Raw genomic sequence first — 23,923 nt, forward strand, 5'->3', positions numbered from 1 at the left:
CCGCAGTTATTGTCGGCACTCTAGCCGACAAGCCGAGGCCGAATGGAAGTGTTCGAAAGAGGTTTGACACGAAAGGTGCCAGCGGGAAGAGGCCGGAGAATTTCATCTTCGGGCACGAGCCCGTCTAGCCAATCCATCCGGCGATTGCGCTCCAGCACTGCCATCTGCCGGTCGTGGTAGGCCGAAATATCGGCATTGGCTTCGATCGTCAGGATGGCATAGGCTTCCGGCCAAGAGTCCGTTGCGGGTCGCCAAATTCCTGCGAAGTAAAACCAGTCACCACTCGCCAGCGAAAAGCTGAAATTTCTCCCACCACTGCGGTGTCGAAACTCGGATGCCGGCACCAGGCAACGGTGGGTCGGAAATGTCCTTCCTTCAAAGCGCACCACGTTGACGGCACGGGGACCGCCATCGAGGGGGGCGCAGCCCCCAAGGCAGTTCCACCATCTCCACATCGCTTTCGTGTCGTCTTATGATGACACGGCGCTCGTCGAGCGGGGCGTCGGACTGGAAAACCTTTGCGTTCATCATATGTAGAACATAGCAAGAACCAAGCTTCACAACAAGAACTGCGAGAAACGCATGTGCAATGATTACCGCCTGATGGTGGACGTGGCATCGATCGTCGAGGACTTCGCCCATCTCAAGATCAAGATCCGTTTTGGTGAGGGTGCGCCCAATCTTGCCGTGCGCGAAGACATCAAGATCACCGATATGGGTCCGATCGTGCGCGCGATCGATAGGGGTCGCGAGGAAGCGGAGCTTGTTCAACGTCGATGGAGTTGGCCCCAGAACAAGCGGCCGGTCTATAACTTCCGTTCCGACGGACGCGATTTCAACTCCAACCGCTGCCTGATCATCGCCGACGGATTCTACGAGTTCACCGAACCGACGGATTCGAAGAAGAAGCGCAAGGACAAATGGCTCTTCACCAAGAAGGACGAACCAATCTTTTGCATCGCCGGCATCTGGCGCGAGACCCCGGACGTCGGAGAAGCCTTCACGATGCTGACGATGGAACCGGGGCCTGACATCGCACCCTATCATGATCGACAAATCGTCATCCTCGAACGCGACAACTGGGCGGACTGGCTCGACCCATCTGTCTCGGCGAAGTCATTGATCAGGCCGCTTCCCGCCGGCACGCTGAATGTCGAGCAGGTCGGCTGACCGGTACGTAAGCTGCTGCGGGAGTCGATCGGGAACAAAATATCCGCTGGACGCTTCTCCGTTGCGAGGTCGCGTGCCGTGTCAACCGGACGTGACAGGGATGACGAACGCGAGGATTTTTCCGGTTTCTCCTTGCGGCCAACGAAACGGCAGTCGAGCGTCCCACCTGTCCGCCCGCGACCTCAGCTCCGTCGTCGTTCGACGCGGAAGGCGGATATGTACCGGGGACTGCCATGGCCAGCGACAAACTCTCGACCTACAAGCAAAAGCGCGACTTCCAGAAAACGCAGGAGCCGAGCGGCCAGGCGAGGCTGAAGGCATCGAACCGCCGCCGCTTCGTCATCCAGAAACATGACGCAACGCGCTTGCATTACGATCTCCGGCTTGAGCTGGATGGGGTGTTCAAATCCTGGGCGGTGACCAAGGGACCGTCGCTCGATCCGCACGACAAGCGGCTGGCGGGCGAGGTCGAGGATCACCCGCTCGATTACGGCGACTTCGAAGGCACGATCCCGAAAGGCCAGTATGGTGGCGGCACGGTGATGCTCTGGGATCGCGGCTACTGGGAGCCGGAAGGCAACAAGACCCCTGAGCAGGCACTGGCCAAAGGCGATTTCAAGTTTACCCTCGAGGGCGAGCGGCTGCATGGCAGCTTCGTGCTCGTTCGAATGCGCAACGACCGTGACGGCGGCAAGCGCACTAATTGGCTGCTGATCAAGCATCACGACGACTTTTCCGTCGAAGAGAATGGCGCTGCAGTCCTTGAGGACAACGCGACGTCTGTTGCGTCCGGCCGGACGATGGAAGTGATCGCCGCCGGCAAGGGTAAGAAGCCGAAAGCGTTTATGATCGAAAGTGGCGAGGTCCAGGCGGACGCGGTCTGGGACAGCAGCCACGGGCTTGCCGCTGACAAACGCAAAGCCGAAACGAAAACCAAAAAGAAGCCGGCATCGACCAAGGCTGCCAAGTCCACCATGCCCGACTTCATCGCGCCACAACTTTGCGAAACGCGCGAGCGTCCACCTTCCGCCGATGGCTGGATTCACGAGATCAAGTTCGACGGCTATCGCATCCAGATGCGCATCGACGGCGAGGTCACGCTCAAAACGCGAAAGGGCCTCGATTGGACGGCCAAATATCCGGCCATCGCAGCCTCGGCCGCAAGTTTGCCCGACGCCATTATCGACGGCGAGATCTGCGCTCTCGACGAACACGGCGCGCCGGACTTCGCCGCGCTGCAGGCGGCGCTGTCGGAGGGCAAGACCGACGCTCTGGTGTATTTTGCGTTCGACCTTTTGTTCGAGGGCGACGAGGATCTCCGGCAACTGCCGCTGACCGAGCGCAAGGAACGGCTGCAGAAACTGCTTGAGGACGCTGGCGAGGATCCACGTCTGCGGTTCGTCGAGCATTTCGAGACCGGCGGCGACGCCGTTCTGAAGTCGGCCTGCAGGCTCTCGCTTGAAGGGATCGTTTCAAAGCAAGCCGACGCGCCCTATCAATCCGGTCGCACCGAGACCTGGGCCAAATCCAAATGCCGCGCCGGCCATGAAGTTGTCATCGGCGCCTATGCCAAGACCAACGGCAAGTTCCGATCGCTGCTGGTCGGCGTTAACCGTGGCGACCACTTCGTCTATGTCGGCCGCGTCGGCACGGGTTATGGCGCAAAGGTCGTCGATACGATTTTGCCGAAGCTTCGCGAACTGGAAACCAGCAAGTCACCGTTCACGGGCATCGGCGCGCCGAAGAAGGATCCCGATATAGTCTGGCTCAAGCCGGAACTCGTCGCCGAGATCCAGTTCGCCGGCTGGACGACCGATGGTCTCGTGCGTCAGGCGGCGTTCAAGGGCTTGCGGGAGGACAAGCCGGCAGGGGAAGTCGTCGCCGAGAAGCCCGCCTCGCCTGTAGAAGCTGACGTCGCTGATCCCGAGGTCGAGGCCAAACAGCTGTCGCCGCCCAAATCTTTCCGGAAGGGCGGAAAGGCAAATGTCATGGGCGTTCTGATCTCCAATCCGGAGAAGCCGCTGTGGCCGGATGCCGGCGACGGGAAAGCCGTCACCAAGCTCGACCTTGCGCAGTATCACGAGGCGGTCGGCTCATGGTTGATTGAGCATATCAAAGGGCGCCCATGCTCGATCATTCGCATGCCCGATGGGCTTGGCGGCGAGCAGTTCTTCCAGCGTCACGCGATGCCGGGCGCGTCGAACCTGCTTGAGCTGGTCACAGTGTTTGGCGACAAGAAGCCTTATATCCAGGTGGATCGGATTGAGGGCCTCGTCGCCATTGCGCAGATTGGCGGTGTCGAACTTCATCCGTGGAACTGCGAGCCCGGGCAACCGGAGGTTCCAGGCCGGCTGGTCTTCGATCTCGATCCTGGCCCGGATGTCCCCTTCTCCACCGTTATCGAAGCCGCGCGTGAAATCCGCGATCGTCTCGACGAACTCGGCCTCGTCAGCTTCTGCAAGACAACAGGCGGCAAAGGGCTGCATGTAGTGACGCCTTTGGCCGTCACGAAAGGCAAAAAAATCGGTTGGGATACAGCAAAGGGATTCGCGCATGATGTCTGCTTGCAAATGGCCCGCGACAATCCCGAGCTCTACCTGATCAAGATGGCCAAGAACCAGCGCGAGGGTCGCATCTTCCTCGATTACCTTCGCAACGACCGCATGGCCACAGCGGTGGCACCCCTCTCGCCGCGGGCGCGGCCGGGGGCGACGGTGTCGATGCCGCTTACCTGGACCCAGGTGAAAGCCGGGCTCGATCCAATGCGTTTTACGGTTCGAACCGTTCCTGGGCTTCTCGCCAAGACCACCGCCTGGCAGGACTATTGCGACGGCCAGCGCTCGCTGGAGCAGGCGATCAGGCGTCTGGCCAAGTCCATGAAGGCGGCGGCCTGAACGCGCCGGCGATCAAATACCGTAGCGCCGATCGAGTTCGTCGAGAGCAGCCTGCACCTCATCGATTGAAACCGGCTCGGTCATTCCGGGCAGTTGACGAAGGACGGGATTCGATTCCACAGCGTAAAAGTCCGAGGCCCAGGCCGCCAGGATCGCCCGCTTGTCGTCAACTGAAAGCGTAGGTGCTCTCACTAACTCGATCGGCCGCCGAAGCTGCATGCCCTGAAGAAAGACCGTTGGTCCCATCACCATCGCGCTGCTGACCGCCTGCTGCAACATATCGCGCATCATCGATCCTCATCTCACGTGCGGATCTTTGTCTCGCCGCAAGCGCGAGGCGGCGATCACGTTGGTTTCCGGCATCAGCAGGTCGTGTTTTTCGGCAAAAGCGGCAAACAGGCCGCGAGCTGTCTCCGCTTCGATCTCACCGCGCAGCGCGGCACTGCAGGCCTTGAGCGCGACCGAGTGCGAGGTGTCTCGAAGGGATTGCGGCCATTCGACGAGATGTCGGTACGCGTCCATCAAGCCGCGAACCTCTGCCGGAAAGCCGAGGCCGACAAGAATGGAAACAGGCTGTCTGAACATATCGGGTTTCATCGCTCTCTCCTTCCCAACCCAAAATGTTGATGGGCGCCGTCGCCACGGCGCCCTCGTTCTGCAGTCAATGCGAGTTACGCTGCCTTCTGCGCTTCGATCTGCGCCGGAGCTGCAGATGTCAAAGCTGGAGCGCTTTCGATGGTAATTTTTCGCGGCTTCAGCGCCTCCGGGATCTCACGAACGAGATCTATCGACAGAAGACCGTTGCTTAGATCCGCCCCGTTCACTCGGACATGATCGGCAAGCTCGAACCGGTGTTCGAACGGCCGGCCGGCAATGCCGCGATGCAGGTAACCTTCATTGGCTGTCTCCTGCTTCTTGCCCGTCACAGTCAGCAGATTGGACTGGAAGGTGATGTCGAGATCGTCCTGGGCGAAGCCTGCCACAGCAATCGAGATCCGGTAGCTGTCATCACCGGTCTTGACGATGTCATAGGGCGGCCAGTCGCTGATCGAGCGGGCGCGCTGGGCGTTTTCGAGAAGATTGAAAACCCGGTCGAATCCGACGCTCGAACGGTAGAGCGGTGCATAGTCGTAAGATGTTGCCATAGCCATATCCTCCTTGAAGCAACATGGGTACGGAAGCGCCGAAAGACGGCGCCTCCAGCAAGGCCAGCCCTTTCACCAGCGGCTGGCAGGAATGGATTTGGTTTCTGAGATTTTCGGTTTCAAGAGTACCGTCAGGAAAAAATTCTGGCCTTTTTTGGGGCTGCGGAAGCCAGTTAATCTAGCTGATAAACCGCAGCATTATCCTGGACTTCGCGAAGCCCTTTGTAGGAGGCGTGACGGAGGTTTCCGTCGTCCGTCCAGCCGCGGAACTCGATCTCGGCGATCAGCGTCGGCTGGGCAAATACGTAGTCCTTGCCCTTGAGCGGCACGACGGGTGTTTTCGTCTTCAGTGTATCGAGCGTCTTCTTCAGGTATGCGGCGTCCTTTTCCTTGAATCCCGTGCCGACGGCGCCGACGTAGATCCAGCCATGGCCGTGACGAGCTGCAAGAAGCAGGCTACCAATGCCGCCGCGCGCAACGGCCGACTGCTCGTAGCCGACGATCATGAAACTCTCGCTTTGGACGCACTTGATCTTCAGCCAGTCGCCGGTCCTGCCGGAGCGATATGGCCGATCGCGATGCTTGGCAATGATGCCTTCCAGTCCAAGCGACCGGGCGTTTTCGAGAAGCTCTGCGCCGTCACCCTGCACCTCCTCGGAAAGCTGTATCGCGCCAACCGTACCGTCGAGCAGATCCGTCAACAGATGCCGCCGCACCGAGAGTTCGGTTTTCGTTAGATCGTGACCGTCGAAGTATAAGAGATCGAAGGCGAAGAGGACGGATTCCGTCGAAGGCCGTTTGCCGCCGCGCCCGCCGAGCGAGCGCTGCAATGCTCCGAAGTCGGACCGGCCTTGGCCATTGAGAACGACGGCTTCACCATCGAGGATGGCGGTCCCGACCCCAAGCTCTTTGGCGGCCGCCGCAATCGCGGGAAACCGATGCGTCCAGTCGTGACCGCCACGGGTGATGATCCGCACGCCTGATGGTTGGATATGGATAGCGAGCCGATAGCCGTCCCATTTGATCTCGTAGGCCCAATCCGGGCCGACCGGCGGCGCCGCCTTCAGCAAGGCAAGGCACGGTTCGACCCGATCGGGCATCGGATCGAAGGGAAGGTTCGGCTGTGCCGGATCACGCTTGCGTCGCGGCTGGGATTTCGCGGTAAAGGCTTCGTCCTGCAAAAGCGGCTTGGCGGGTCTTTTCATTTGCCGGTCCGGGTTTCAGCCGCCACAGACTTCTTCAGCGCATCCATGATGTTGATGACGTTACTCGGGGCGGGTGCCGAGGCAGGCGCTTTGGCCTTGGACTTCGATGGCTTCTTGAGCGCTTTCTTTTTGTCGGCGATGATATCGAGAAGCCGATCCTGCACCGGATCGATGACCATCTTGGGATTCCAGTGCTGGGTCTGCTTTTTGATCAGTTGCTGCACCAGGGGCATCATGTCGCTATCCGCCGTCTCATCGCCGATCCCGGCGAAATAGGGATCCTCGTCACGGACTTCATCCCCATAACGCAAGGTCCAGAGCACGATACCCTTGCCGCGTGGCTCCAGCATGACGGCGCGCTCGCGGCGGGTGATGACCAGCCGGGAGATGCCGACCATATCCTGCGATTCCATCGCATCACGGATGACCGAAAAGGCCTCCTGGCCCACTGGGTCGTTCGGCGACAAATAATAGGGGGTGTCGAGCCAGATCCACTCGATGCTGTCTCGCGGTGTGAAGGTCGAGATATCGATGGTCTTGGTGCTGTCGAGCGCGACGTTTTCGAGCTCCTCGTCTTCCAGCATGACATAGTCGTTCTCGCCACGCTGGTAGCCCTTGACCTCGTCTTCGTCTTTCACCTCCTTGCCGGTGATGGAATCCACATAGTGGCTGACGACGCGGTTCTGGGTCTCGCGGTTCAGCGTATGAAAGCGAACCTTCTCGTTTTCGGACGTCGCCGGCATCATCTGCACCGGGCAGGTGACCAGCGACAGCTTGAGATAGCCTTTCCAGTAGGGGCGTAGTGCCATCATATTCTCCGATCAACCGGCCCGGCGGGTTGGGGCAACGGCCGGTTTCGCCTTGGCCGCGGCAGCAGGCTTTGACGCCTTCTGCCGGGTAGCACCCTTGTTGGCGTTGGCGGCTGTGGGCTTCGATCCCGCCTTGCCGCCGATGCCGGCGCTCTCGCGCAGGGCCTGGAGCAGATCGCTCTGTTTGGAAACCGCCGGCGCCCTCTTCTTTGGAAGCGACCGACCCTCGATCTTGGCCTTCACCAGTTCGGCGACGGCCGCCTCATAGCGGTCGTCGAAGGTGCTGGCATCGAAGCTTCCCTTCTTGGTGCCGATGATATGCTCGGCAAGCTCCAGCATTTCGCCTTCGATCTTCAGGTCGGGCAGCTCCTCGAAGGCCTCCTGAGAGGAGCGAACTTCGTAGTCGAAGTTCAGCGTCGTGGCGATCAGGCCCTTGCCGTGCGGCCTGATCAACACGGTGCGCATGCGGCGAAAGAGGACCGTGCGCGCGATCGCCGCGACCTTGGCCTTCTTCATGCCGTCGCGCAAAAGCACAAAGGCATCGGTGCCCATCTTGTCCGGCGCCAGGTAATAAGGCTTGTCGAAATATACCCCATCGATTTCATTGCAGGGGATGAAGGCGTCGATCTTCAGCGTCTTGTCGCTATCAGGAACGGCTGCTGCAACCTCGTCCGGCTCAAGGATGATGTACTGGCCGTTTTCGATCTCGTAGCCTTTGACCTGGTCGTCGCGCTCGACGGGATCGCCGGTCTCGCTATCGACGAACTCGCGCTTGACGCGGTTTCCGGTTTTGCGATTGAGCGTGTTGAAAGCAATGCGCTCGGAGGATGAAGCCGCGGTGTAGAGGGCCACCGGACAGGCGACCTCTCCGAACTTGATGAAACCCTTCCAATTCGCACGCGGGGCAACCATGACGCAGACTCCTGACACAACCAATGCGATTCAAGCGAATCGACATGTAATTGTTCCGAGTCGAAACGAATCATTTTTCAATGACTTAGCCGCCCGCCCCTGCCCGTTTTGCGAGTCATCCCTAGGCATCTGATTCACATGCATCTTTTGGTGAAGACGCGCGTTTCTTCCAGCAGCAACCACAAAGGAGTCCTGCCGTGAGCAAGCGCGAACTAATCGATATCGGGACCGACAAACGTTACGTCCGCCGCGATGAGGCGGGTAAGTTCAAGGAGAGCGTCGACGTATCCCGGTCTCTATCGGCCGATGCCCGGCGTGACGCGAAGAATGATGCGAAACCCGGCCAGGGCGACAAGGGCGACCACAAGCGCCGGTAAAAGCGGTGAAGCTCGCCACCTACAATGTCAACGGCATCAACGGCCGCCTGGACGTGCTGCTGCGCTGGCTTGACGAAGCGCAGCCTGATGTCGTCTGCCTGCAGGAGTTGAAGGCGCCGGATGAGAAGTTTCCGCGCCGCGAGATCGAGCGTGCCGGCTACGGCGCGATCTGGCACGGTCAGAAATCCTGGAATGGCGTTGCGATCCTCTCCCGGGATCAGGAGCCACGCGAGACCAGGCGCGGACTTCCTGGCGATCCCGATGATAGCCACAGCCGCTACATCGAAGCGGCAATCGACGGAATAGTCATCGGCTGCCTCTATCTCCCGAACGGCAATCCAGCCCCTGGCCCGAAATTCGATTACAAACTCCGCTGGTTCGAGCGGTTGCACTCCTATGCTGCCGAACTGTTCGAACTCGACGTGCCGGTCGCCCTTGTCGGCGACTTTAACGTCATGCCGACGGATCTCGATGTCTACGCGCCGGATCGGTGGCGAGACGATGCCCTGTTTCGTCCGGAGGTGCGCGCGGCCTATGCCGAGCTGATCGTCATGCGCTGGACCGACGCGATCCGTCTGCTGCATCCCGAGGCGCGTATCTATACGTTCTGGAAGTATTTCCGGAATGCCTTCGTGCGCGACGCCGGCCTGCGCATCGATCATTTCCTGCTTAGCCCTTCCCTGCGTGAACGGCTCCAGATCTGCGGCGTCGATAAGTTCGCCCGCGGCTGGGAGCACACCAGCGATCATGCGCCAGTCTGGATTGAACTCGATGACGACTAAGTCGTTATCGCTGAAAGCACATGAGGAACGAAACGCCATGGCCGAGCGACAGGATTTCGATGCAGCGGACTTCGCGGACGACCTTGCAACAATGACGGATGATGAGCTGTTTGCTCTCATGCAAACGCTCGAACAGGAGAGCGAGGACGTCGCGGTCGATGTGCGGGAGACAAGCGACGTGTTCGCCAAGATCGCGCTCGTCGAGACCGCGATCGAAGATCGCTTTGCCGGTCAGTTGCTGGCACCTTACAAGGAATGGCAACAACGGCGAACCACGGTTTGAAACGGGCGGTCCATGACCAACGATCCTGACACCTCCGAACGACTGTTCAAACAACTCGACGATCTCGTGGCCGATGTCATCGATCAGTTTGCCAGCGAGGGACATGGGACGGCCGTGGTGATCGAGACGCTTCAGGACGTGCTGGCAAAGCGCCAGCTTGCTTATGATCGGGACCCCGACCCAGAGGAAGACTCAATTGATGAGCCCTCTAATGACTGGCCAGCTGCCGATCGACCGCGTCCCGACCAGAAGGGATGACCGCATGCTCGACACCGAACACCTCAACGCAAGCGAAACAGTCAAAGCCCTCACCCGGGCGCAGCGCGAAGCGCTTGCGGCCATCGGCTTTTTCCGCCGGCAGCGCAAAGCCGGCAGGGGCTGGCTGGTCGGCGACAAGCGGCTCTCCGAAAAAGTTATCGAGCGCTTGGAGCAGATGCAGCTTGTCGAAGAGAGCTTCCTCGGTGGCGAGCCGAGGTTGCAGCTTACGATCGTCGGTCAGGCGATTGAGGCGAAGATGCAGTGATCTAACGCACCGCTCCTGTACTAGCCCATCTCGCGCAGTTCGCGCGTTGCACTCGCGAACACGGTCGGGACTTCCTGCGGCACGTTGTGACCGACACGCGGCAGCATGCGACGGGTGTGTGGCCCCGTGAAATGCTTGGCCTCCTCGTCCTGTGATGGGGGAGGATCGACGCCGTCGTCTGCACCGAGCAGCACGATGGTCGGAACCGAGATCGGCGGCTGCTTCGCCAATAGCGCTTCGAGGGGCGCGTAAGCGGGATCACCCGGCACCACGCCGTAACGGTGCCGGTACGAATGAATCACCACGTCAACATAGTCAGGGTTATCAAAGGAAGCCGCGCTTTGCTCGAATGCGTCCGCATCGAAATGCCAAGATGGCGACCATGTCTGCCAGAGAAGCCGGCTATCTCGCTTCGCTTTTGCTCAAGGCCCTTCCGCCCTCGATCGGTATGGAAATAGTACTGGTACCAGTCCCGCGCCTCCTGATCCGGCGAACCCGGATTCGCGGCGCCGGCGATATCCTGGATGTTATAGGTAGCCCCGGCGCTGACCAGCCCCAACACCCTTTCCGCCCGTAAGGCGGCAACGATGCAGGCAGCACGTCCGCCCCAGTCGTATCCTGCGAGGATCGCCTTTTCGATCAACAGACTGTCCATCAATGCCAACAGATCCGCCCCAAGCGCCGCCTGCTCCCCGGAGCGCATCGTGTTTGAAGACAGAAACCGGGTTTGACCATAGCCGCGCAGGAACGGCACGATGCAACGATGGCCAGAGCCGGCTAGCCGAGCCGCGACCTCGTCATAGGCGTGAGCATCATAGGGAAAGCCATGAAGCAGGATCGTCGGAACGCCATCCGCGGAACCTGAATCGTAATACGCAATATTCAGGACCCCCGCGGAGACATGTTTCAAAGTTGGTGCTTGCGCCATGGACAACCTCGAAGTTGGTTCGATCAAGCGACGCCCTTACCGCCGGTGACACCGTAGACCTCGCCGTTGATGAAGCTCGCTTCCTGCGAGGCGAGGAGGACGAAGACCGGAGCGAGCTCGACCGGCTGGCCGGGGCGACCGAAATCGCTGTCCTTGCCGAAGTTCTTGACCTTCTCGTCCGGCTGGCCACCGCTTGGCTGCAGAACCGTCCAAACCGGACCGGGCGCGACGACATTGGCGCGAATGCCGCGCTCGATCAGTTGCTTGGCGAGCGCCTTGGTGTAAGCGACGATACCTGCCTTGGTGGTGGCATAATCGAGCAGGATCGGCGACGGCTGATAGGCCTGGATGGAGGCAGTCGTTATCACGGCGGAACCCGCCGGCATATGCGGTACAGCGGCTTGAGCGATCCAGTGCAGCGCATAGAGATTGGTCTTCATCGTCTTGTCGAAATCTTCGGTCGACAACTCTTCGATCGTCTCGCGATATTGCTGCCGGCCGGCATTGACAACGAGGATGTCGATACCGCCAAGGCCAGACACAGCTTTCTCGACCAGTTCGCGGCACCAAGTTTCGTCTTTGATGTCGCCGGGGAGCGCGACGGCCTTGCGCCCCTCGGCTTCGATCAAGTCAATGACCTCCTTGGCATCCGCTTCTTCGTCCGGGAGGTAAGCGATGCCGACATCGGCGCCCTCGCGAGCAAAAGCGATAGCGGCGGCGCGGCCGATACCCGAATCTCCACCAGTGATGAGCGCCTTGCGGCCAGTGAGCCTTCCCGATCCGCGATAGCTTTGTTCACCATGATCCGGGATTGGATCCATCTTACGGGCAAGGCCGGGCGCCGGCTGCGGTTGGTCCGGAAAAGGCGGCGCCGGATAAAGCTTGCGAGGATCGTTCAAGGACGTTTTGTCGTTCATGGTGACACCCAATGGTTTCGCGGTTGCGTGGAAATGCATGTCTGCGAACGCCCGCTTCCCCCCATTGTTCCTGGAAGCCTGCTGCCCGAATGGATTTTCTGAGCCGTTACGCTCAGTCCTGGCTTCGACAAAGGCGGAATGTCATGTCCGCATAGACAAGCAGGAACCTACAGGCTGCCAAATTGGCGAAAAACTGTGAAGACCGGAGCGTTTAAGCAAGGAGGCCGAAGACCGAGCGTGCCTGCTAGGCGGCGAGCAAATGCAGTAAATCCGGAGTAGCGGAAGTCGGCACGTACCCAGCCCATCATCAACAGACACTGGATTTCGGCGCGGGGTCATAAGGCGCCAGAGTGCGGTCGGGCCGGTACAAGCGGCGACAGTATCAGGAGTAACCAGGAAGCGAAAACACCACGTGGAAGGATGGAAAGTGGAGTGGCGCGCCTGCACCCGGAGCACCTCCTCGAGCCAATTCTTCTACGATCTTATACGTTCGAAGGATCCAAAGGGGAACTTCGACGCGCCATGGGTGTTATTCGGGTCCCCACTCTCGAAATTGTGATCGGAGCCCAACCATGGCCACTGAAAAGACCTTGAATGACCTTTTCCTCGACACTCTGAAAGACATCTACTTCGCCGAAAAGCAGATCCTGAAGGCTCTGCCGAAGATGGCCCGCGCTGCCCAGTCCGAAGAAGGCAAGGCCGGTTTCCTGCAGCATCGCGACGAGACCCAGGGCCAGATCGAACGCCTCGAACAGATCTTCGAGCTCATCGGCAAGCCGGCGCGCGGCAAGACCTGCGAAGCGATCCAGGGCATTCTCGCTGAGGGCGAGGAAATCATGGAGGAGTACAAGGGCACTGCGGCGCTCGACGCGGGCCTTATCTCCTCTGCGCAGGCGGTCGAACATTATGAGATCGCTCGCTACGGTACGCTGAAGTCCTGGGCCAAGCAGCTCGGCCTCAAGGATGCCATTCCGCTCCTGGATGCTACGCTCCAGGAAGAGATTGCCACCGACCAGAAGCTAACCGCCCTTGGTGAAGCCTCCGCAAACCCGAAGGGTTCGCAGAGGAAAGCCAGCTAAAACATCCGTTGTCACTCACCAGGCCGCCCTTCGAGGCGGCCTTTTTGCTTTTCGGTCTGCTGACCCTTCTCCATTCACCAGGAGCCACACATGGCCAAGAAAATCACTCCGGCGTCACCCGCCCCGAAACTTGAAACTGCGACCATCCACGACCAGAAGCTCCAGCGCGGCGCTGGAGGAGAACTTCACCAGTTTGCGGAAGGCGATACACCGGTGCTGACGACCGCGCAGGGCGGGCCGGTGGCCGATGACCAGAATTCGCTGCGTGTCGGGCCGCGCGGCCCGCTTGTCGTTGACGACTTCCACTTCCGCGAGAAGATCTTTCATTTCGATCACGAACGTATCCCCGAACGGGTCGTCCATGCCCGGGGTTATGGAGCTCACGGCTATTTCGAGACGTATGAATCGCTGGCCAAATACACCAAAGCCGACCTTTTCCAGCGGGCGGGTGAAAAGACGCCGGCTTTCGTGCGGTTCTCCACCGTTGCCGGCAACAAGGGTTCGGCCGATCTGGCGCGCGACGTCCGTGGTTTCGCCGTCAAGATCTATACGCAGGAAGGCAACTGGGATCTCGTCGGCAACAACATCCCGGTCTTCTTCATCCAGGACGCCATCAAATTCCCCGACCTGATCCATGCCGCAAAACAGGAGCCGGACCGGGCGTTCCCCCAGGCGCAGACAGCCCATGACAATTTCTGGGACTTCATCAGCCTGACACCGGAAAGCATGAACATGGTCATGTGGATCATGTCGGACCGTACCATCCCGCGTTCGCTTCGCTTCATGGAAGGTTTCGGTGTCCACACCTTCCGCCTTGTCAACGCCAAGGAAGAATCCACCTTCGTCAAGTTTCACTGGAAACCGAAGCTGGGCCTTCAGTCGGTTGCCTGGAACGAAGCAGTCAAGATCAACGGAGCCGATCCGGATTTCCACCGACGCGATCTATGGAATGCGATCCAGTCCGGCAATTTCCCGGAATGGGAGCTGCAGGTCCAGCTCTTCGACCAGGCCTTCGCCGACAGCTTCGACTTCGACGTGCTCGATCCGACCAAGATCATCCCCGAGGAAGTCCTCGCACCGATCGCCATCGGCCGGCTGGTGCTCGATCGCATGCCCGACAATTTCTTCGCGGAAACCGAGCAGGTGGCGTTCATGACCCAGAACGTGCCGCCGGGCATTGATTTCAGCAACGATCCGCTGCTGCAGGGCCGCAACTTCTCCTATCTCGATACGCAGCTGAAGCGACTTGGCGGCCCGAACTTCACGCATCTGCCGATCAATGCGCCGAAGTGTCCCATGCACAACTTCCAGCAGGACGGCCATATGGCGATGCGCAATCCGGTTGGACGGACCAACTATCAGCCGAACTCGCGTGGCGAAGGCCCGCGGGAGTCGCCGACGCGGGGTTATCGCCATTTTCCGGCCGATGAACAGGGCACCAAGGCACGCCTGCGCCCGGAAAGCTTTGCCGACCATTACAGCCAGGCCCGGCAATTCTACATCAGCCAGACAGGCGCCGAGCAGCGCCACATCGCATCTGCTTTGACCTTCGAGCTGAGCAAGGTCGAAGCACTCGTTATCCGGGAGCGGATGGTCTCACATCTGATGAACATCGATGAGACGCTGGCAACCACGGTTGCGCAGAAGCTCGGCTTCAAGTCCATGCCCAAGGCGGCCGATGCGGCGATGCCGACCCGCCAGGACCTGGAACCGTCGCCGGCGCTCAGCATCGTCGAACGCGGTCCCAAACGCTTCGAAGGGCGCAAGCTCGGCATTCTGATCACCGATGGTGTGGATGCCAAGCTGTTGAAGGGGTTGACCGACGCCATCACCAAGGAGAAAGCAGTCTTCGAACTGATCGCGCCGAAGGTCGGCGGCGTGACGGCGTCTGACGGTACATTGATAGCGGTACATCATATGATCGATGGCGGTCCCTCGGTTTTGTTCGATGCTGTTGCCATTCTGTCTTCGGCCTCTGCCATAGAGGATCTCGTCAACGAGGCGGCGGCGCGCGACTTCGTGGCGGACGCCTTCCAGCACTGCAAGTTCATCGGCTACGATCACTCAGCAGTCCCGCTGTTGAAGAAGGCCGGGATTGCCGATTCACTTGATGAGGGCGTTCTTTCCCTGCCGGGGGAAGAAGGACTTTCCGCCTTCGTTGCCGAACTTGGCAAATTGCGTGTCTGGGGCAGGGAGCCGTCGGTCAAGCTCGGCAAGGCATCGCCTCCGATCAAATAACATTGAAACAGTGCGTGGGAGCAATTCCACGCGCTTTCACCTCTCCGATCACCTTTCAATGCTACAAAACGCCTCGGCAGCACGCACGCTCGGAGCCGGTACCCATGGTTGACACCTAGCCGGGCCGTATTTCGAGCGTGACCGCCAGGCTGTCGTCTCGCCAATCGCGGGTAATCGAGCCTCGAAGTTGTTTTTCGATAAGCGCTCCAACGATAATGGTTCCGAAGCCTTTGATTAGCTCCTGCGGCCTGGGAGCACCCCCACTTTCGGTCCATATCATGATGAGGCGACCGTCCTCCGGGCTTGGCTCCCACGCTATCGCGAGACGTCCGTGACCGTGCCGTGACAGAGCTCCATGGGTTACGGCGTTTACGGCGAGCTCGTGGATGACCAGCGACAGCGGCTGGACGGCTTCGGGAACAACGAGATACTCTGGTTCACTCATTGTGATGTGGCTGTTTGGATAGCGTGAGATCTGCGCCTCGATGACATTTCGTATGTCGATCGCCTTCCAGGAGTTCTCGGACAGCAGCGCGTGCGCCCGCGCCAGCGATTGAACACGCTCCTGTACGGCGGAGGCGTAGGCCGCAGGATTATCAGCGTTGCTGAGCCGCACGATACTGTCGACGATCGCGAGAACATTTTTGGCTCGATGGTCGACTTCCATCAGCAGCCGATGTTCAGAGGCTTCCAGCGCTTGGACTTTTCGGTACTTCGTCACGTCGATCTGAGACGCGAAGAAATAAGCGACTTCTCCGTCGTCGTCGAGGATAGGGCTAACGTGGAGCTGGTTCCAAAACGAAGACCCGTCCTTCTTGTAATTCAGAAGCTCTACATCCACGCCCTTGCCGGCCGTCAACGCGTAACGGACTTCGGCCACTGCAGCAGGCGAGGTCCCCGTCCCTTGCAGGAACCTGCAGTTTCGACCGACGATCTCGTCCGCTGCATAACCTGTCAGATCGAGGAATGCCTGGTTGGCGAGAACGATCGGATATTCGGGTTGTCTTGCGTCGGCAACGACCATCGGCATCCTGGTGCGCTCGAACGCTGCCGCGCTAAGCTCCTTGTGATCCCGCTGGCCCGTAGGGGATGCGACGGTCGGCTGATCACCGTGGACCGGGGTCTCTGATACTGCCAACTGCTTACCTCATTGTCTCGGTGAGCAGGTAACATCTTTGTCGGGTAAAGGTTTCACTGTGCAGATGAATGGCGATCCGGCTTGGGAATAGCTGACGCCGTAATATGCCCGCTGCACGCCGACCTCATGCCGCGCTGTTTAGTTCGCGGAAGGTGATCGAATAACGAAGCTGATCGACCGGTGGGATAGAATGCTCCCAAAGGGTCCTGGCCTCGCCGGCCATCACATAGGCCGATCCTGGTTCGACTATGACCGAGCTGCGCTGCCACTTGCCGCCCTGGCGCCGCCTTAGTCTGAACGTGCAGGGTGAGAGAAGCGAAATACCGACCACGCGACCGAAGACGAATTTGTCTTTGTGCCAACCGATCGGAGCGCCGGGACCATATTCGGTCACCAAGGCCTGTTCCAACCGGTTGGGGTCGATTCCAGCGAAACTGCCTGCCATCGCGCGGACGGGAAAAAGAAACGGCGGGATGTCTTCGCCTTTTCGGACACGCTCCGTATCGAAGTCGTATTTCCAGCCATACGAAACTGTCCTGCGTTTGCCCTCGAAACCGTGGAAGTCGAAAGCTTTAAACGGCAGCCCAGGCATCTTTTCGAGAAGCGCCTGCTGCAGATCGTCGGGGACGACATCGGGTGCATAGCGAAAACCGTCCGGAAGTGCCGGCTCGATCGCGCCGAAGAGGTCATGCTGTTCCATCTCGCTCATATCTGGTTCTCAAGCTACCTGTCGTCTCAATGCACGCTCGGCGTTTTCATCACGGTCGCAAAGTCCTCGGCGACCAGTTCGCTGACCGCAATCAGGATTTCTTCGCGCGAGAAACCCGCCCGCAGCGCATCCCGGATCAAATCCTGCAATTCGGGTTCGATGACGTCACGACAATCCTCCAGGCGCTCTTCGGAAATTGTTATGCTGGTAAGCTCTTCCATCTTTTACCCTTCACGGAATCCCGCTCCGCCCATGGCAGAGCGATTTCGAATGTACTAACGCACGGAGGCTTTCCGCTTTGGCGCGGCGATCAGGCCTTCGCGCTGGATCTTCTTACGTGCGGCCTTTCGGTGGCGGCTGATTGCGTGCGCCTTTTCCCGCACGCGCCGTTCAGACGGCTTTTCGTAAGCGCGCCGTTCCTTCATTTCTCGAAACAGCCCTTCGCGCTGCATCTTCTTCTTCAGCACTCTGAGGGCCTGGTCGACATTGTTGTCTCTGACGAGCACTTGCATCGAATTCTCCTTTTTGATCCAGCCTTCTCCCGTCAGCCGAGCTGCTCAGCGATCAGCTCCTGCAGTTCGCGACGGGTGAGGAGACAGGGAGAGATTTTCCTATTCTCTGTCGGCCGAGTGACGGCCTCATCGCGCTCGCGCGGCTTCGCCGCCGCGGGCGCGGAAGCGATGTTTGTTGTGTTCAATGGGTTTCCTTTGCCGGCCAGCCGGCTGGCATCATCAATTTGATTGGGATTCGCCCGTCACAAAACATGGAGGGCAAGCGTTTGCTGCTGCAGGCAAACCCTGCAGACAAACCCTAGGGCTTGCTCAGCAAGTCTCGCATATGGGGATTCGCAATGACTATTACAATCTTCCGAGGAATGTAGCTCCAGCGAAAGCGGCAGGGAGCCTCAATCAGGTGAGGCCCTCAATTGCACCAGACCTCCCGAAGCCGAGCAGTTGGCGTCTGCTCAGTTCTTTGCCGTTCCCGGCGCCGCCATCTTCGCATGCTGAGCTGCCAGAACTGACGCCGGCGTGACGTTGGCCATCGCCGCTTGGAATTTGTTCTTCCAACCGGCCACCACATCGCCCGCCCCATCCATCATGGCATCGAACCCGACCTTGGCAACGTCGGCCGGATCGTCCTTCTCGGCCTGGCCGACGTCCGTATCCAGCATATCGGCGCGCTCGAAGAAGCGCGTGTCCGTCGGGCCCGGCATCAAGCACGAGACGGTCACGCCGGTATCCTGGAGCTCGTTGCGAAGGGCAAACGAGAAGCTGTTGAGGAAAGCCTTGCTGCCGTTATAGACGGCTTGATAACTGCCCGGAATGAACCCGGCGATCGATCCGGTGATGAGGATTTTGCCAGCGCCCCTTGCCCGCATCTGGTTGCCGATCTGCTGGATCAGATAGACCGTACCGACGACGTTGGTATCGATGACCCTGCGAGCCTCTGCGAAGTCCTGGTCGAGGAAGCCCTTGCCCAGCCCCCGCCCGGCATTTGCGAGCAGCAGATCGACGGAACGGCCGTCGGCCTCGATGCTCTCGGCAAGCCGATCGACGCCCTCGACAGTCGAGAGGTCCGTGACGACAGCATCGACGTTTGCTCCCATCCGGCGGAGTTCCGCCGCCGCGTCCTTGATCTCCTCCTCGTCGGCAGCGATGATCAGGTCGTAGCCCTTCGACGCAGCGATCTTTGCGAGTTCAAAACCAATACCGCTCGAGGCGCCGGTGACGACGGCAAGGCCGGTTTTCTGTTGTGCGCTTCCCATGATCATGCTCCTCTTCCTCAGGGTTTCAGAACGACCTTGATGCAGCCGTCCTGTTTGTCGCGGAATGTCTTGTAGAGATCGGGGCCTTCTTCGAGTGTGGCCCGGTGGGTGATGATGAAGGACGGATCGATCTCGCCGTTCTGGATACGCTCCATCAAAAGCGGCAGATAATGCTGAACCGGCGTCTGGGCCATGCGGAAGGTCAGGCCCCGGTTGATCGCCGAGCCCATCGGGATTTTGTCGAGGAAGCCGCCGTAAACGCCGACGATCGAGACCGTGCCGAAGTTACGGCAGCAGTGGATCGCCTGACGCAGCACATGCGGCCGATCAGTGCCCATAAAGGTCGCGACCTTGATGCGATCGAGCCGCGAATCCCAGCTTGCGGAGGGCTCGGCTTCAGTTCCGACGGCGTCAATACAGGCGTCTGCACCGCGGCCGTTGGTCAGCTCCATGATTCTGTCGTAAATATCCTTGTCCATGAAATCGAGCGTGATCGCTCCGGACTTTTCGGCAAGCGCTAACCTTTCCGGAACAGTGTCGATGGCGATGACCCGCTCGGCGCCGAGAATGAACGCGGACTTGATCGCCATCTGTCCGACGGGACCGCAGCCCCAGATGGCGATCGTATCACCCGGCTGGATGTTGCAGAAATCGGCCGCCATGTAGCCAGTCGGGAAGATATCGGACAGGAACAGAACCTGCTCGTCGGTCAGTCCCTCGGGCACTTTGATCGGACCGACATCGGCATAGGGCACGCGGAGATATTCCGCTTGCCCGCCGCTATAGCCGCCGAGCAGATGCGTGTAGCCGAACAGCCCCGCAGGTGAGCTTCCCCAAAGCTTCTTCGCTTTCGATGGATCGGGATTGCTTCGTTCGCAGCCAGAAAAGAACCCGCGTTTGCAGAAGAAGCATTCGCCGCAGGAGATGGTGAAGGGAACGACCACGCGGTCGCCGACCTTTAGCTTCTTATTGTCCTTGCCGACCTCGACAACCTCGCCCATGGTTTCGTGTCCCATGATGTCGCCGCTGTGCATGTCCGGCATGATGCCGTTATAGAGGTGAAGGTCGGAGCCACAGATTGCACAGGCTGTAACCTTGATGATCGCATCGCGACCTTCCTCGATTTTCGGATCGGGGACGCTTTCGCAGCGGATGTCGTGCTTGCCGTGCCAGGTTAATGCTTTCATGTCTTCCTCCCGCGGGGGCGATCATTGCAGTCCTGCGACGGAAACCACGACTTCCAGAAGTTGTTCCCTTTTTGAATGGGTGTAAGTGCGCGAACCTGGAGGTAGCCTGCGCATTCTCCGCCCATGGCCGGACGATCACGATTTCTTCGGATATCAGAGAGAGCCGTTGCACTCGCGGGACATCGTCATGATGTCGCGGCTGCGGTCTTGGTGGCAGCGTGCTGGTGCGCGGTCGGTGTCGGGCTTGATTTTCCGGAGGAATGGTTTCTTCTCACGAACCTGCTCTGCACGCTTGTCGTTTTGCTCCTCCTGCTTCTGATGCAGCATTTCCAGAACCGAGACATGCGAGCGCTCCGGGCCAAGGCTGACGAACTAATCCGTTCAACCGATGGCCAACGCAACCGAATGATCGGCGCAGAGCAGCGTGAAGCGCATGAGATCGACGGGAATTGGGGTTAGACGGATTGCAAAAACTCCTCCGTCATGAGGAGTTCGAGCTGCACCGAAAAACGGTCGCCCAGCAGTTCGAGCGACGCATCATGAGTGTCGTCGGCGCCGGAACAGACGGCGTCACGAAGGACAACAACCTGGTAACCCAGGTCGATTGCTCCTAGTGCCGCCGATAGAACGCAGACGTCAGTCTCGCCGCCGGTCAAAACCACGGTGCCGACGCCCTCGGCCGAAAGTATCCCATGAAGCGTGCCGCCCATCCACGGCGAATAGGTCATCTTGTCAAAAACGCGCGCGGGAGGGACCAGTCGTTGCAGGATGGGCAGAAGATCGAGCATCTGGGGGTCTAGACGCTCGCGCGTCATTTGCGACCACTTTTCATAATAAACCCGCCACATGCCGGGCATGTCACTGGAGCGCGAGGGGGTAATGAACCGGGTGAAGATGGTGCGCTCCGGGAAGCGCCCTGCAAGTTCCTCGATTTGCGCACAAACTTCCTTCATCCACGGCACGTGCCAGGGCGTTTCCTCTCCAAAGATCCGTTGCATGTCGATGCAGAGATGGATCCAGGGCCCTCTCATTCGGGTCTCCCTACGCAGCCATCGCCACAAGCGTTTTTGTGACAGCAATTGAGTCACAGGGTTTGGCGAAAAATACGCCTCGCGACGGCAGGTCGTCTGGGCGCGGCATTTTCATGCCGGAGCCCACGATGATCTCCATCGGCGGCCAGCAGTCGCGGACGGATACGGCGAGGTTCAGGCCGTCCATCCCGCCCGGCATGTCGATATCGGTGAAGAGTATACAGACTTCTGGGACAGTCTCCAGGATCGGCACCGCATCCGCAGCGTTCGATGCCTCAAGCGCCTCGAACCCGGCTTCTTCGACCAGATCCACGGCGGCCAGAAGCAAGAGGGGTTCGTCTTCGACGACCAGGACTTTCCGCTTCATGCTACTTCCTAATTTTACAATTCTACGGCAAAATTCCCGTCGGCGGCACAAGTTCCGGAGCCACTTTTTACAGCCCCGGCCTCATATGTACGTATGGCGGTGTCAGGAGATTCATATGTCCACGATCCTCATCCTCGAAGACGAACCGTTTATCGCGCTGGACCTTGAGGAGACGCTGGTTGAAAGCGGCCATCGAGACCATGTGACACTTTCGACGTGCAAGGACGCCTCGGCCTGGTTGGACGCCCACACACCAGTCGCCGCGATCATCGACCCGCGACTGTCGGACGCGATCTGCACCACCGTCGTTCGACGCCTTTCAGATCTTGGCGTTCCCTTTGTCGTCTACTCCGGAGAACCGGATTCGCTGATCGAAAACGAGCCGGTCTTCGGCAAGGGCGAAATGCTCGGAAAACCGGCCTCGCCCGACCAGGTCATTGCGGCCGTTACCCGAGCTCTACAAACGGAATAGCCTCTGCACAGATCCATCGATTGAGGTGCCAGATGGCCGTGCCAGGACGTGGTCTCATAAACACTACCCGTCGCTCTTTCCGGGAAGCACTGAGCTCAATACCTGCCGCACCGTGCCGCGGATAATGCCTCCTTCATTGGGATCACCTTTTACCAGCGCCGACGTGAGGTTCTTGACCTGCTCGAACGTCAGATGCGGCGGCATCGGCGGGACTTCGGGGTCAGTCTTGACTTCGAGTAGCACGGGACGGTCGGAGGCAAGCGCTTCCTCCCAGGCAGGCCCCAGGTTTTCCGGGCGATCGACAAACAGACCTTTGAGGCCGATGAGTTCGGCGAACCGGTGGTATGGCACGTTTGGAATGCCTTGCGAGGCCTCGAACTTCGGATCACCCTCCATGACCCGCTGCTCCCAGGTCACCTGATTGAGATCCTCGTTATTGAAGACGCAGATGATGAAGCGGTGGTCGGCCCAGTCTCTCCAGTATTTTGAAACGGTGATCAGCTCTGCCATGTTGTTCATCTGCATGGCGCCGTCGCCGACGAGACCGATCACCGGTCGGTCTGGATGGGCATATTTAGCGGCGATGGCATAGGGAACGGCGGCGCCCATCGATGCCAGTCCGCCCGAAAGGGACGCCATCATCCCGGGCCTAATCTTGATATCGCGCGCATACCAGTTTGCACACGAGCCGGAATCGCTCGTCAAGATGACATTGTCAGGCAGGCGTGACGACAGCTCCCAAGCGACCAGTTGCGGATTGACGGGATTGGCTTCAGCGTGGGCGCGTTCCTCAAGGAGCTTCCACCAGGCGGCGACGTTCTTTTCTACGCGGTTGCGCCATTTGCTATCTTTTTGCTCAAGCAGGGGAAGCAATGCGTTCAGCGTTTCCTTGGCGTCGCCGACGAGATTGACGTCCATGGGATAGCGCAGCGAGAGCATGCCCGGCTGGATATCGATCTGGACCGCCTTCGCCTGTCCTTCCTCGGGCAGAAACTCCGCATATGGAAAGCCGGAACCGATCATCAACAACGTGTCGCAGTCGCGCATCAGGTCCCAGGAGGGCTCGGTTCCAAGAAGACCGATCGACCCGGTAACCCAGGGCAAAGTATCCGGAAGAACGGCTTTCCCGAGTAGCGCCTTGGCAGCCCCTGCCCCTAGCCGATCGGCGATGGCGACCACCTCGTCGGTCGCGCCGAGCGCGCCGGCACCAACCAGGATGGCAACCTTTTCGCCGGCGTTGAGGACATCCGCTGCGGCTTGCAGGTCCTCTTGATATGGCACGATCTTGGGTGCCCGATAGCCGAAGCCGGAATGGAGGGTTCCGTGCGCCCGCGCCGGTTCTTCATAAGGCATTTCCTGCAAGTCGTTGGGCAATATCAATGCCGTCACCGTCCTGTTCGCCAGCGCGATCCGCACCGCACGATCGACAAGATGTCGGACTTGCGCAGGCGTGGAGGCCTGATGGACGAAAGCTCTGGCGACATCCTTGAAAAGGGCGGCGAGATCGACCTCCTGCTGATAATGCCCGCCAAGCGCGCCGCGCGCCTGTTGCCCGACGATCGCCAGAAGCGGCTGATGGTCGGCGCGGGCATCATTCATGCCGGTTACGATGTGCCGCCCCTGGGCCTGAGGTCGCGATACAGACGCCGAGCTCGCCGGAAAATTTCGCGTAGGCAGACGCCATGAACGCGGGCATCTCCTCATGGCGTGACTGGATGAACTCGATCTTGTCGCCGGCACGGTTTAGCGCGCCGAAGACGCCGTTGATGCCATCGCCGGGATAGCCGAACATGCGGCGCACGCCCCAGACGTGAAGACGGGAAACGACGAAATCGCCGACTGTCTGTGTCATATCGATGCCTCTTGGGTCACATCAAAATAGGTCTGAACAAACCCTTGTTTCCGGGTGTTGGTTCCGCAATTGCGGCAGATCTCTTCTGCTCTGAAGAGCCGATCTGGAGCGGTTCGATCCGGACGTCCTGAGCGTCGGTC

Annotated in this window: 26 protein-coding genes and 3 pseudogenes; 11 read left to right on the forward strand and 18 right to left on the reverse strand. The window is 59.6% G+C overall.

Features of this window, described 5'->3' with window-relative positions:
- Positions 1-20 precede the first annotated feature (20 nt).
- Positions 21-531, reverse strand: a pseudogene (locus tag EV286_RS27440) (SOS response-associated peptidase).
- Between the two features lie 51 nt (positions 532-582).
- Here EV286_RS27440 and EV286_RS27445 point away from each other — a divergent pair.
- Both EV286_RS27445 and ligD (EV286_RS27450) read left to right on the forward strand, forming a co-directional pair.
- A complete protein-coding gene (locus EV286_RS27445) occupies positions 583-1,170 on the forward strand; it encodes an SOS response-associated peptidase (protein ID WP_132960419.1) in 588 nt (195 codons plus the stop codon).
- 233 nt (positions 1,171-1,403) lie between these two features.
- Positions 1,404-4,064, forward strand: a complete 2,661-nt coding sequence (ligD, locus tag EV286_RS27450) for a DNA ligase D (RefSeq protein WP_132960420.1) — start codon at positions 1,404-1,406, stop codon at positions 4,062-4,064.
- Between the two features lie 12 nt (positions 4,065-4,076).
- Here the strand turns inward: ligD (EV286_RS27450) and EV286_RS27455 are convergent, their stop codons facing one another.
- From EV286_RS27455 to EV286_RS27480, 6 genes are all read right to left on the reverse strand, one after another.
- Complete coding sequence (locus EV286_RS27455) at positions 4,077-4,355, reverse strand: hypothetical protein (protein WP_132960421.1); 279 nt, start codon at positions 4,353-4,355, stop codon at positions 4,077-4,079.
- A 6-nt stretch (positions 4,356-4,361) separates the two neighbouring features.
- On the reverse strand, positions 4,362-4,661 hold the full coding sequence (locus EV286_RS27460; RefSeq protein WP_132960422.1) for a DUF982 domain-containing protein: 300 nt from the start codon (positions 4,659-4,661) through the stop codon (positions 4,362-4,364).
- A 74-nt stretch (positions 4,662-4,735) separates the two neighbouring features.
- The gene (locus EV286_RS27465; protein WP_132960423.1) at positions 4,736-5,209 is read right to left on the reverse strand and encodes an Hsp20 family protein; all 474 of its coding nucleotides are present in this window, start codon (positions 5,207-5,209) and stop codon (positions 4,736-4,738) included.
- A gap of 173 nt (positions 5,210-5,382) precedes the next feature.
- Positions 5,383-6,414: a non-homologous end-joining DNA ligase gene (gene ligD / locus EV286_RS27470; protein WP_132960424.1), complete on the reverse strand. Its 1,032-nt coding sequence runs from the start codon at positions 6,412-6,414 to the stop codon at positions 5,383-5,385.
- Complete coding sequence (locus EV286_RS27475; protein WP_132960425.1) at positions 6,411-7,223, reverse strand: Ku protein; 813 nt, start codon at positions 7,221-7,223, stop codon at positions 6,411-6,413. The genes ligD (EV286_RS27470) and EV286_RS27475 overlap by 4 nt, the downstream gene beginning before the upstream one ends.
- A 12-nt stretch (positions 7,224-7,235) precedes the next feature.
- Positions 7,236-8,135: a Ku protein gene (locus tag EV286_RS27480; RefSeq protein WP_132960426.1), complete on the reverse strand. Its 900-nt coding sequence runs from the start codon at positions 8,133-8,135 to the stop codon at positions 7,236-7,238.
- A gap of 197 nt (positions 8,136-8,332) precedes the next feature.
- Here EV286_RS27480 and EV286_RS27485 point away from each other — a divergent pair, with 197 nt between their 5' ends.
- From EV286_RS27485 to EV286_RS27505, 5 genes are read left to right on the forward strand one after another with little or no spacing between them, the layout of a single operon-like run.
- Positions 8,333-8,512 carry a hypothetical protein gene (locus EV286_RS27485; RefSeq protein WP_132960427.1) on the forward strand — a complete coding sequence of 60 codons (180 nt, stop codon included), beginning with the start codon at positions 8,333-8,335 and terminating at the stop codon, positions 8,510-8,512.
- Positions 8,513-8,517: 5 nt separating this feature from the next.
- Complete coding sequence (gene xth / locus EV286_RS27490) at positions 8,518-9,294, forward strand: exodeoxyribonuclease III (protein WP_132960428.1); 777 nt, start codon at positions 8,518-8,520, stop codon at positions 9,292-9,294.
- Positions 9,260-9,577 carry a hypothetical protein gene (locus EV286_RS27495; RefSeq protein ID WP_348633586.1) on the forward strand — a complete coding sequence of 106 codons (318 nt, stop codon included), beginning with the start codon at positions 9,260-9,262 and terminating at the stop codon, positions 9,575-9,577. The genes xth and EV286_RS27495 overlap by 35 nt, the downstream gene beginning before the upstream one ends.
- 12 nt (positions 9,578-9,589) lie before the next feature.
- Positions 9,590-9,835 (forward strand): hypothetical protein, encoded by a 246-nt coding sequence (locus EV286_RS27500; protein WP_245500849.1) that lies wholly within the window; start codon positions 9,590-9,592, stop codon positions 9,833-9,835.
- Positions 9,836-9,839: 4 nt separating this feature from the next.
- The gene (locus EV286_RS27505; RefSeq protein ID WP_132960429.1) at positions 9,840-10,100 is read left to right on the forward strand and encodes a hypothetical protein; all 261 of its coding nucleotides are present in this window, start codon (positions 9,840-9,842) and stop codon (positions 10,098-10,100) included.
- A 20-nt stretch (positions 10,101-10,120) separates the two neighbouring features.
- Here the strand turns inward: EV286_RS27505 and EV286_RS27510 are convergent.
- Positions 10,121-11,010: pseudogene (locus EV286_RS27510) on the reverse strand (alpha/beta hydrolase).
- Between the two features lie 41 nt (positions 11,011-11,051).
- Positions 11,052-11,945, reverse strand: a complete 894-nt coding sequence (locus tag EV286_RS27515) for an SDR family oxidoreductase (protein ID WP_132960430.1) — start codon at positions 11,943-11,945, stop codon at positions 11,052-11,054.
- A 572-nt stretch (positions 11,946-12,517) separates the two neighbouring features.
- Between EV286_RS27515 and EV286_RS27520 the strand changes: the two genes are divergently transcribed.
- Both EV286_RS27520 and catE read left to right on the forward strand, forming a co-directional pair.
- Positions 12,518-13,024: a ferritin-like domain-containing protein gene (locus tag EV286_RS27520; protein ID WP_132960431.1), complete on the forward strand. Its 507-nt coding sequence runs from the start codon at positions 12,518-12,520 to the stop codon at positions 13,022-13,024.
- A 90-nt stretch (positions 13,025-13,114) separates the two neighbouring features.
- Positions 13,115-15,262, forward strand: coding sequence for a catalase C (catE, locus tag EV286_RS27525; protein ID WP_132960432.1), 2,148 nt, complete (start codon positions 13,115-13,117; stop codon positions 15,260-15,262).
- Positions 15,263-15,377: 115 nt separating this feature from the next.
- On the opposite strand, the gene EV286_RS27530 is transcribed toward catE, so the two are convergent.
- The 6 genes from EV286_RS27530 to EV286_RS27555 all read right to left on the reverse strand — a co-directional run bounded on the left by EV286_RS27530 (position 15,378) and on the right by EV286_RS27555 (position 20,061).
- Positions 15,378-16,400 carry a PAS domain-containing protein gene (locus EV286_RS27530; RefSeq protein WP_132960433.1) on the reverse strand — a complete coding sequence of 341 codons (1,023 nt, stop codon included), beginning with the start codon at positions 16,398-16,400 and terminating at the stop codon, positions 15,378-15,380.
- Between the two features lie 124 nt (positions 16,401-16,524).
- Positions 16,525-17,109 carry an alpha-ketoglutarate-dependent dioxygenase AlkB gene (locus tag EV286_RS27535; RefSeq protein ID WP_132960434.1) on the reverse strand — a complete coding sequence of 195 codons (585 nt, stop codon included), beginning with the start codon at positions 17,107-17,109 and terminating at the stop codon, positions 16,525-16,527.
- 26 nt (positions 17,110-17,135) lie between these two features.
- Positions 17,136-17,330 (reverse strand): hypothetical protein, encoded by a 195-nt coding sequence (locus tag EV286_RS27540; protein WP_112445837.1) that lies wholly within the window; start codon positions 17,328-17,330, stop codon positions 17,136-17,138.
- Between the two features lie 54 nt (positions 17,331-17,384).
- Complete coding sequence (gene rpsU / locus EV286_RS27545; protein WP_132960435.1) at positions 17,385-17,621, reverse strand: 30S ribosomal protein S21; 237 nt, start codon at positions 17,619-17,621, stop codon at positions 17,385-17,387.
- 452 nt (positions 17,622-18,073) lie between these two features.
- Positions 18,074-18,874: an SDR family NAD(P)-dependent oxidoreductase gene (locus tag EV286_RS27550; RefSeq protein ID WP_132960466.1), complete on the reverse strand. Its 801-nt coding sequence runs from the start codon at positions 18,872-18,874 to the stop codon at positions 18,074-18,076.
- 17 nt (positions 18,875-18,891) lie between these two features.
- Positions 18,892-20,061, reverse strand: a complete 1,170-nt coding sequence (locus tag EV286_RS27555; RefSeq protein ID WP_132960436.1) for a zinc-dependent alcohol dehydrogenase — start codon at positions 20,059-20,061, stop codon at positions 18,892-18,894.
- Between the two features lie 123 nt (positions 20,062-20,184).
- Between EV286_RS27555 and EV286_RS27560 the strand changes: the two genes are divergently transcribed.
- The gene (locus EV286_RS27560) at positions 20,185-20,520 is read left to right on the forward strand and encodes a low affinity iron permease family protein (RefSeq protein WP_132960437.1); all 336 of its coding nucleotides are present in this window, start codon (positions 20,185-20,187) and stop codon (positions 20,518-20,520) included.
- Here EV286_RS27560 and EV286_RS27565 read toward each other — a convergent pair.
- Both EV286_RS27565 and EV286_RS27570 read right to left on the reverse strand, forming a co-directional pair.
- Positions 20,517-21,092, reverse strand: coding sequence for a cysteine hydrolase (locus EV286_RS27565; protein ID WP_132960438.1), 576 nt, complete (start codon positions 21,090-21,092; stop codon positions 20,517-20,519). The two genes, EV286_RS27560 and EV286_RS27565, sit on opposite strands and share 4 nt — an antisense overlap.
- A 10-nt stretch (positions 21,093-21,102) precedes the next feature.
- Positions 21,103-21,459 (reverse strand): response regulator, encoded by a 357-nt coding sequence (locus EV286_RS27570; protein WP_132960439.1) that lies wholly within the window; start codon positions 21,457-21,459, stop codon positions 21,103-21,105.
- A 115-nt stretch (positions 21,460-21,574) separates the two neighbouring features.
- On the opposite strand from EV286_RS27570, the gene EV286_RS27575 reads away from it, so the two are divergent.
- Positions 21,575-21,931, forward strand: coding sequence for a response regulator (locus EV286_RS27575; RefSeq protein WP_132960440.1), 357 nt, complete (start codon positions 21,575-21,577; stop codon positions 21,929-21,931).
- 63 nt (positions 21,932-21,994) lie between these two features.
- Here EV286_RS27575 and EV286_RS27580 read toward each other — a convergent pair.
- A pseudogene (locus tag EV286_RS27580) lies at positions 21,995-23,783 on the reverse strand (thiamine pyrophosphate-requiring protein).
- Positions 23,784-23,923: the final 140 nt, after the last annotated feature.

Origin of the sequence: Rhizobium sp. BK251 (assembly GCF_004345245.1) — a bacterium.
Taxonomy (GTDB): Bacteria; Pseudomonadota; Alphaproteobacteria; order Rhizobiales; family Rhizobiaceae; genus Rhizobium.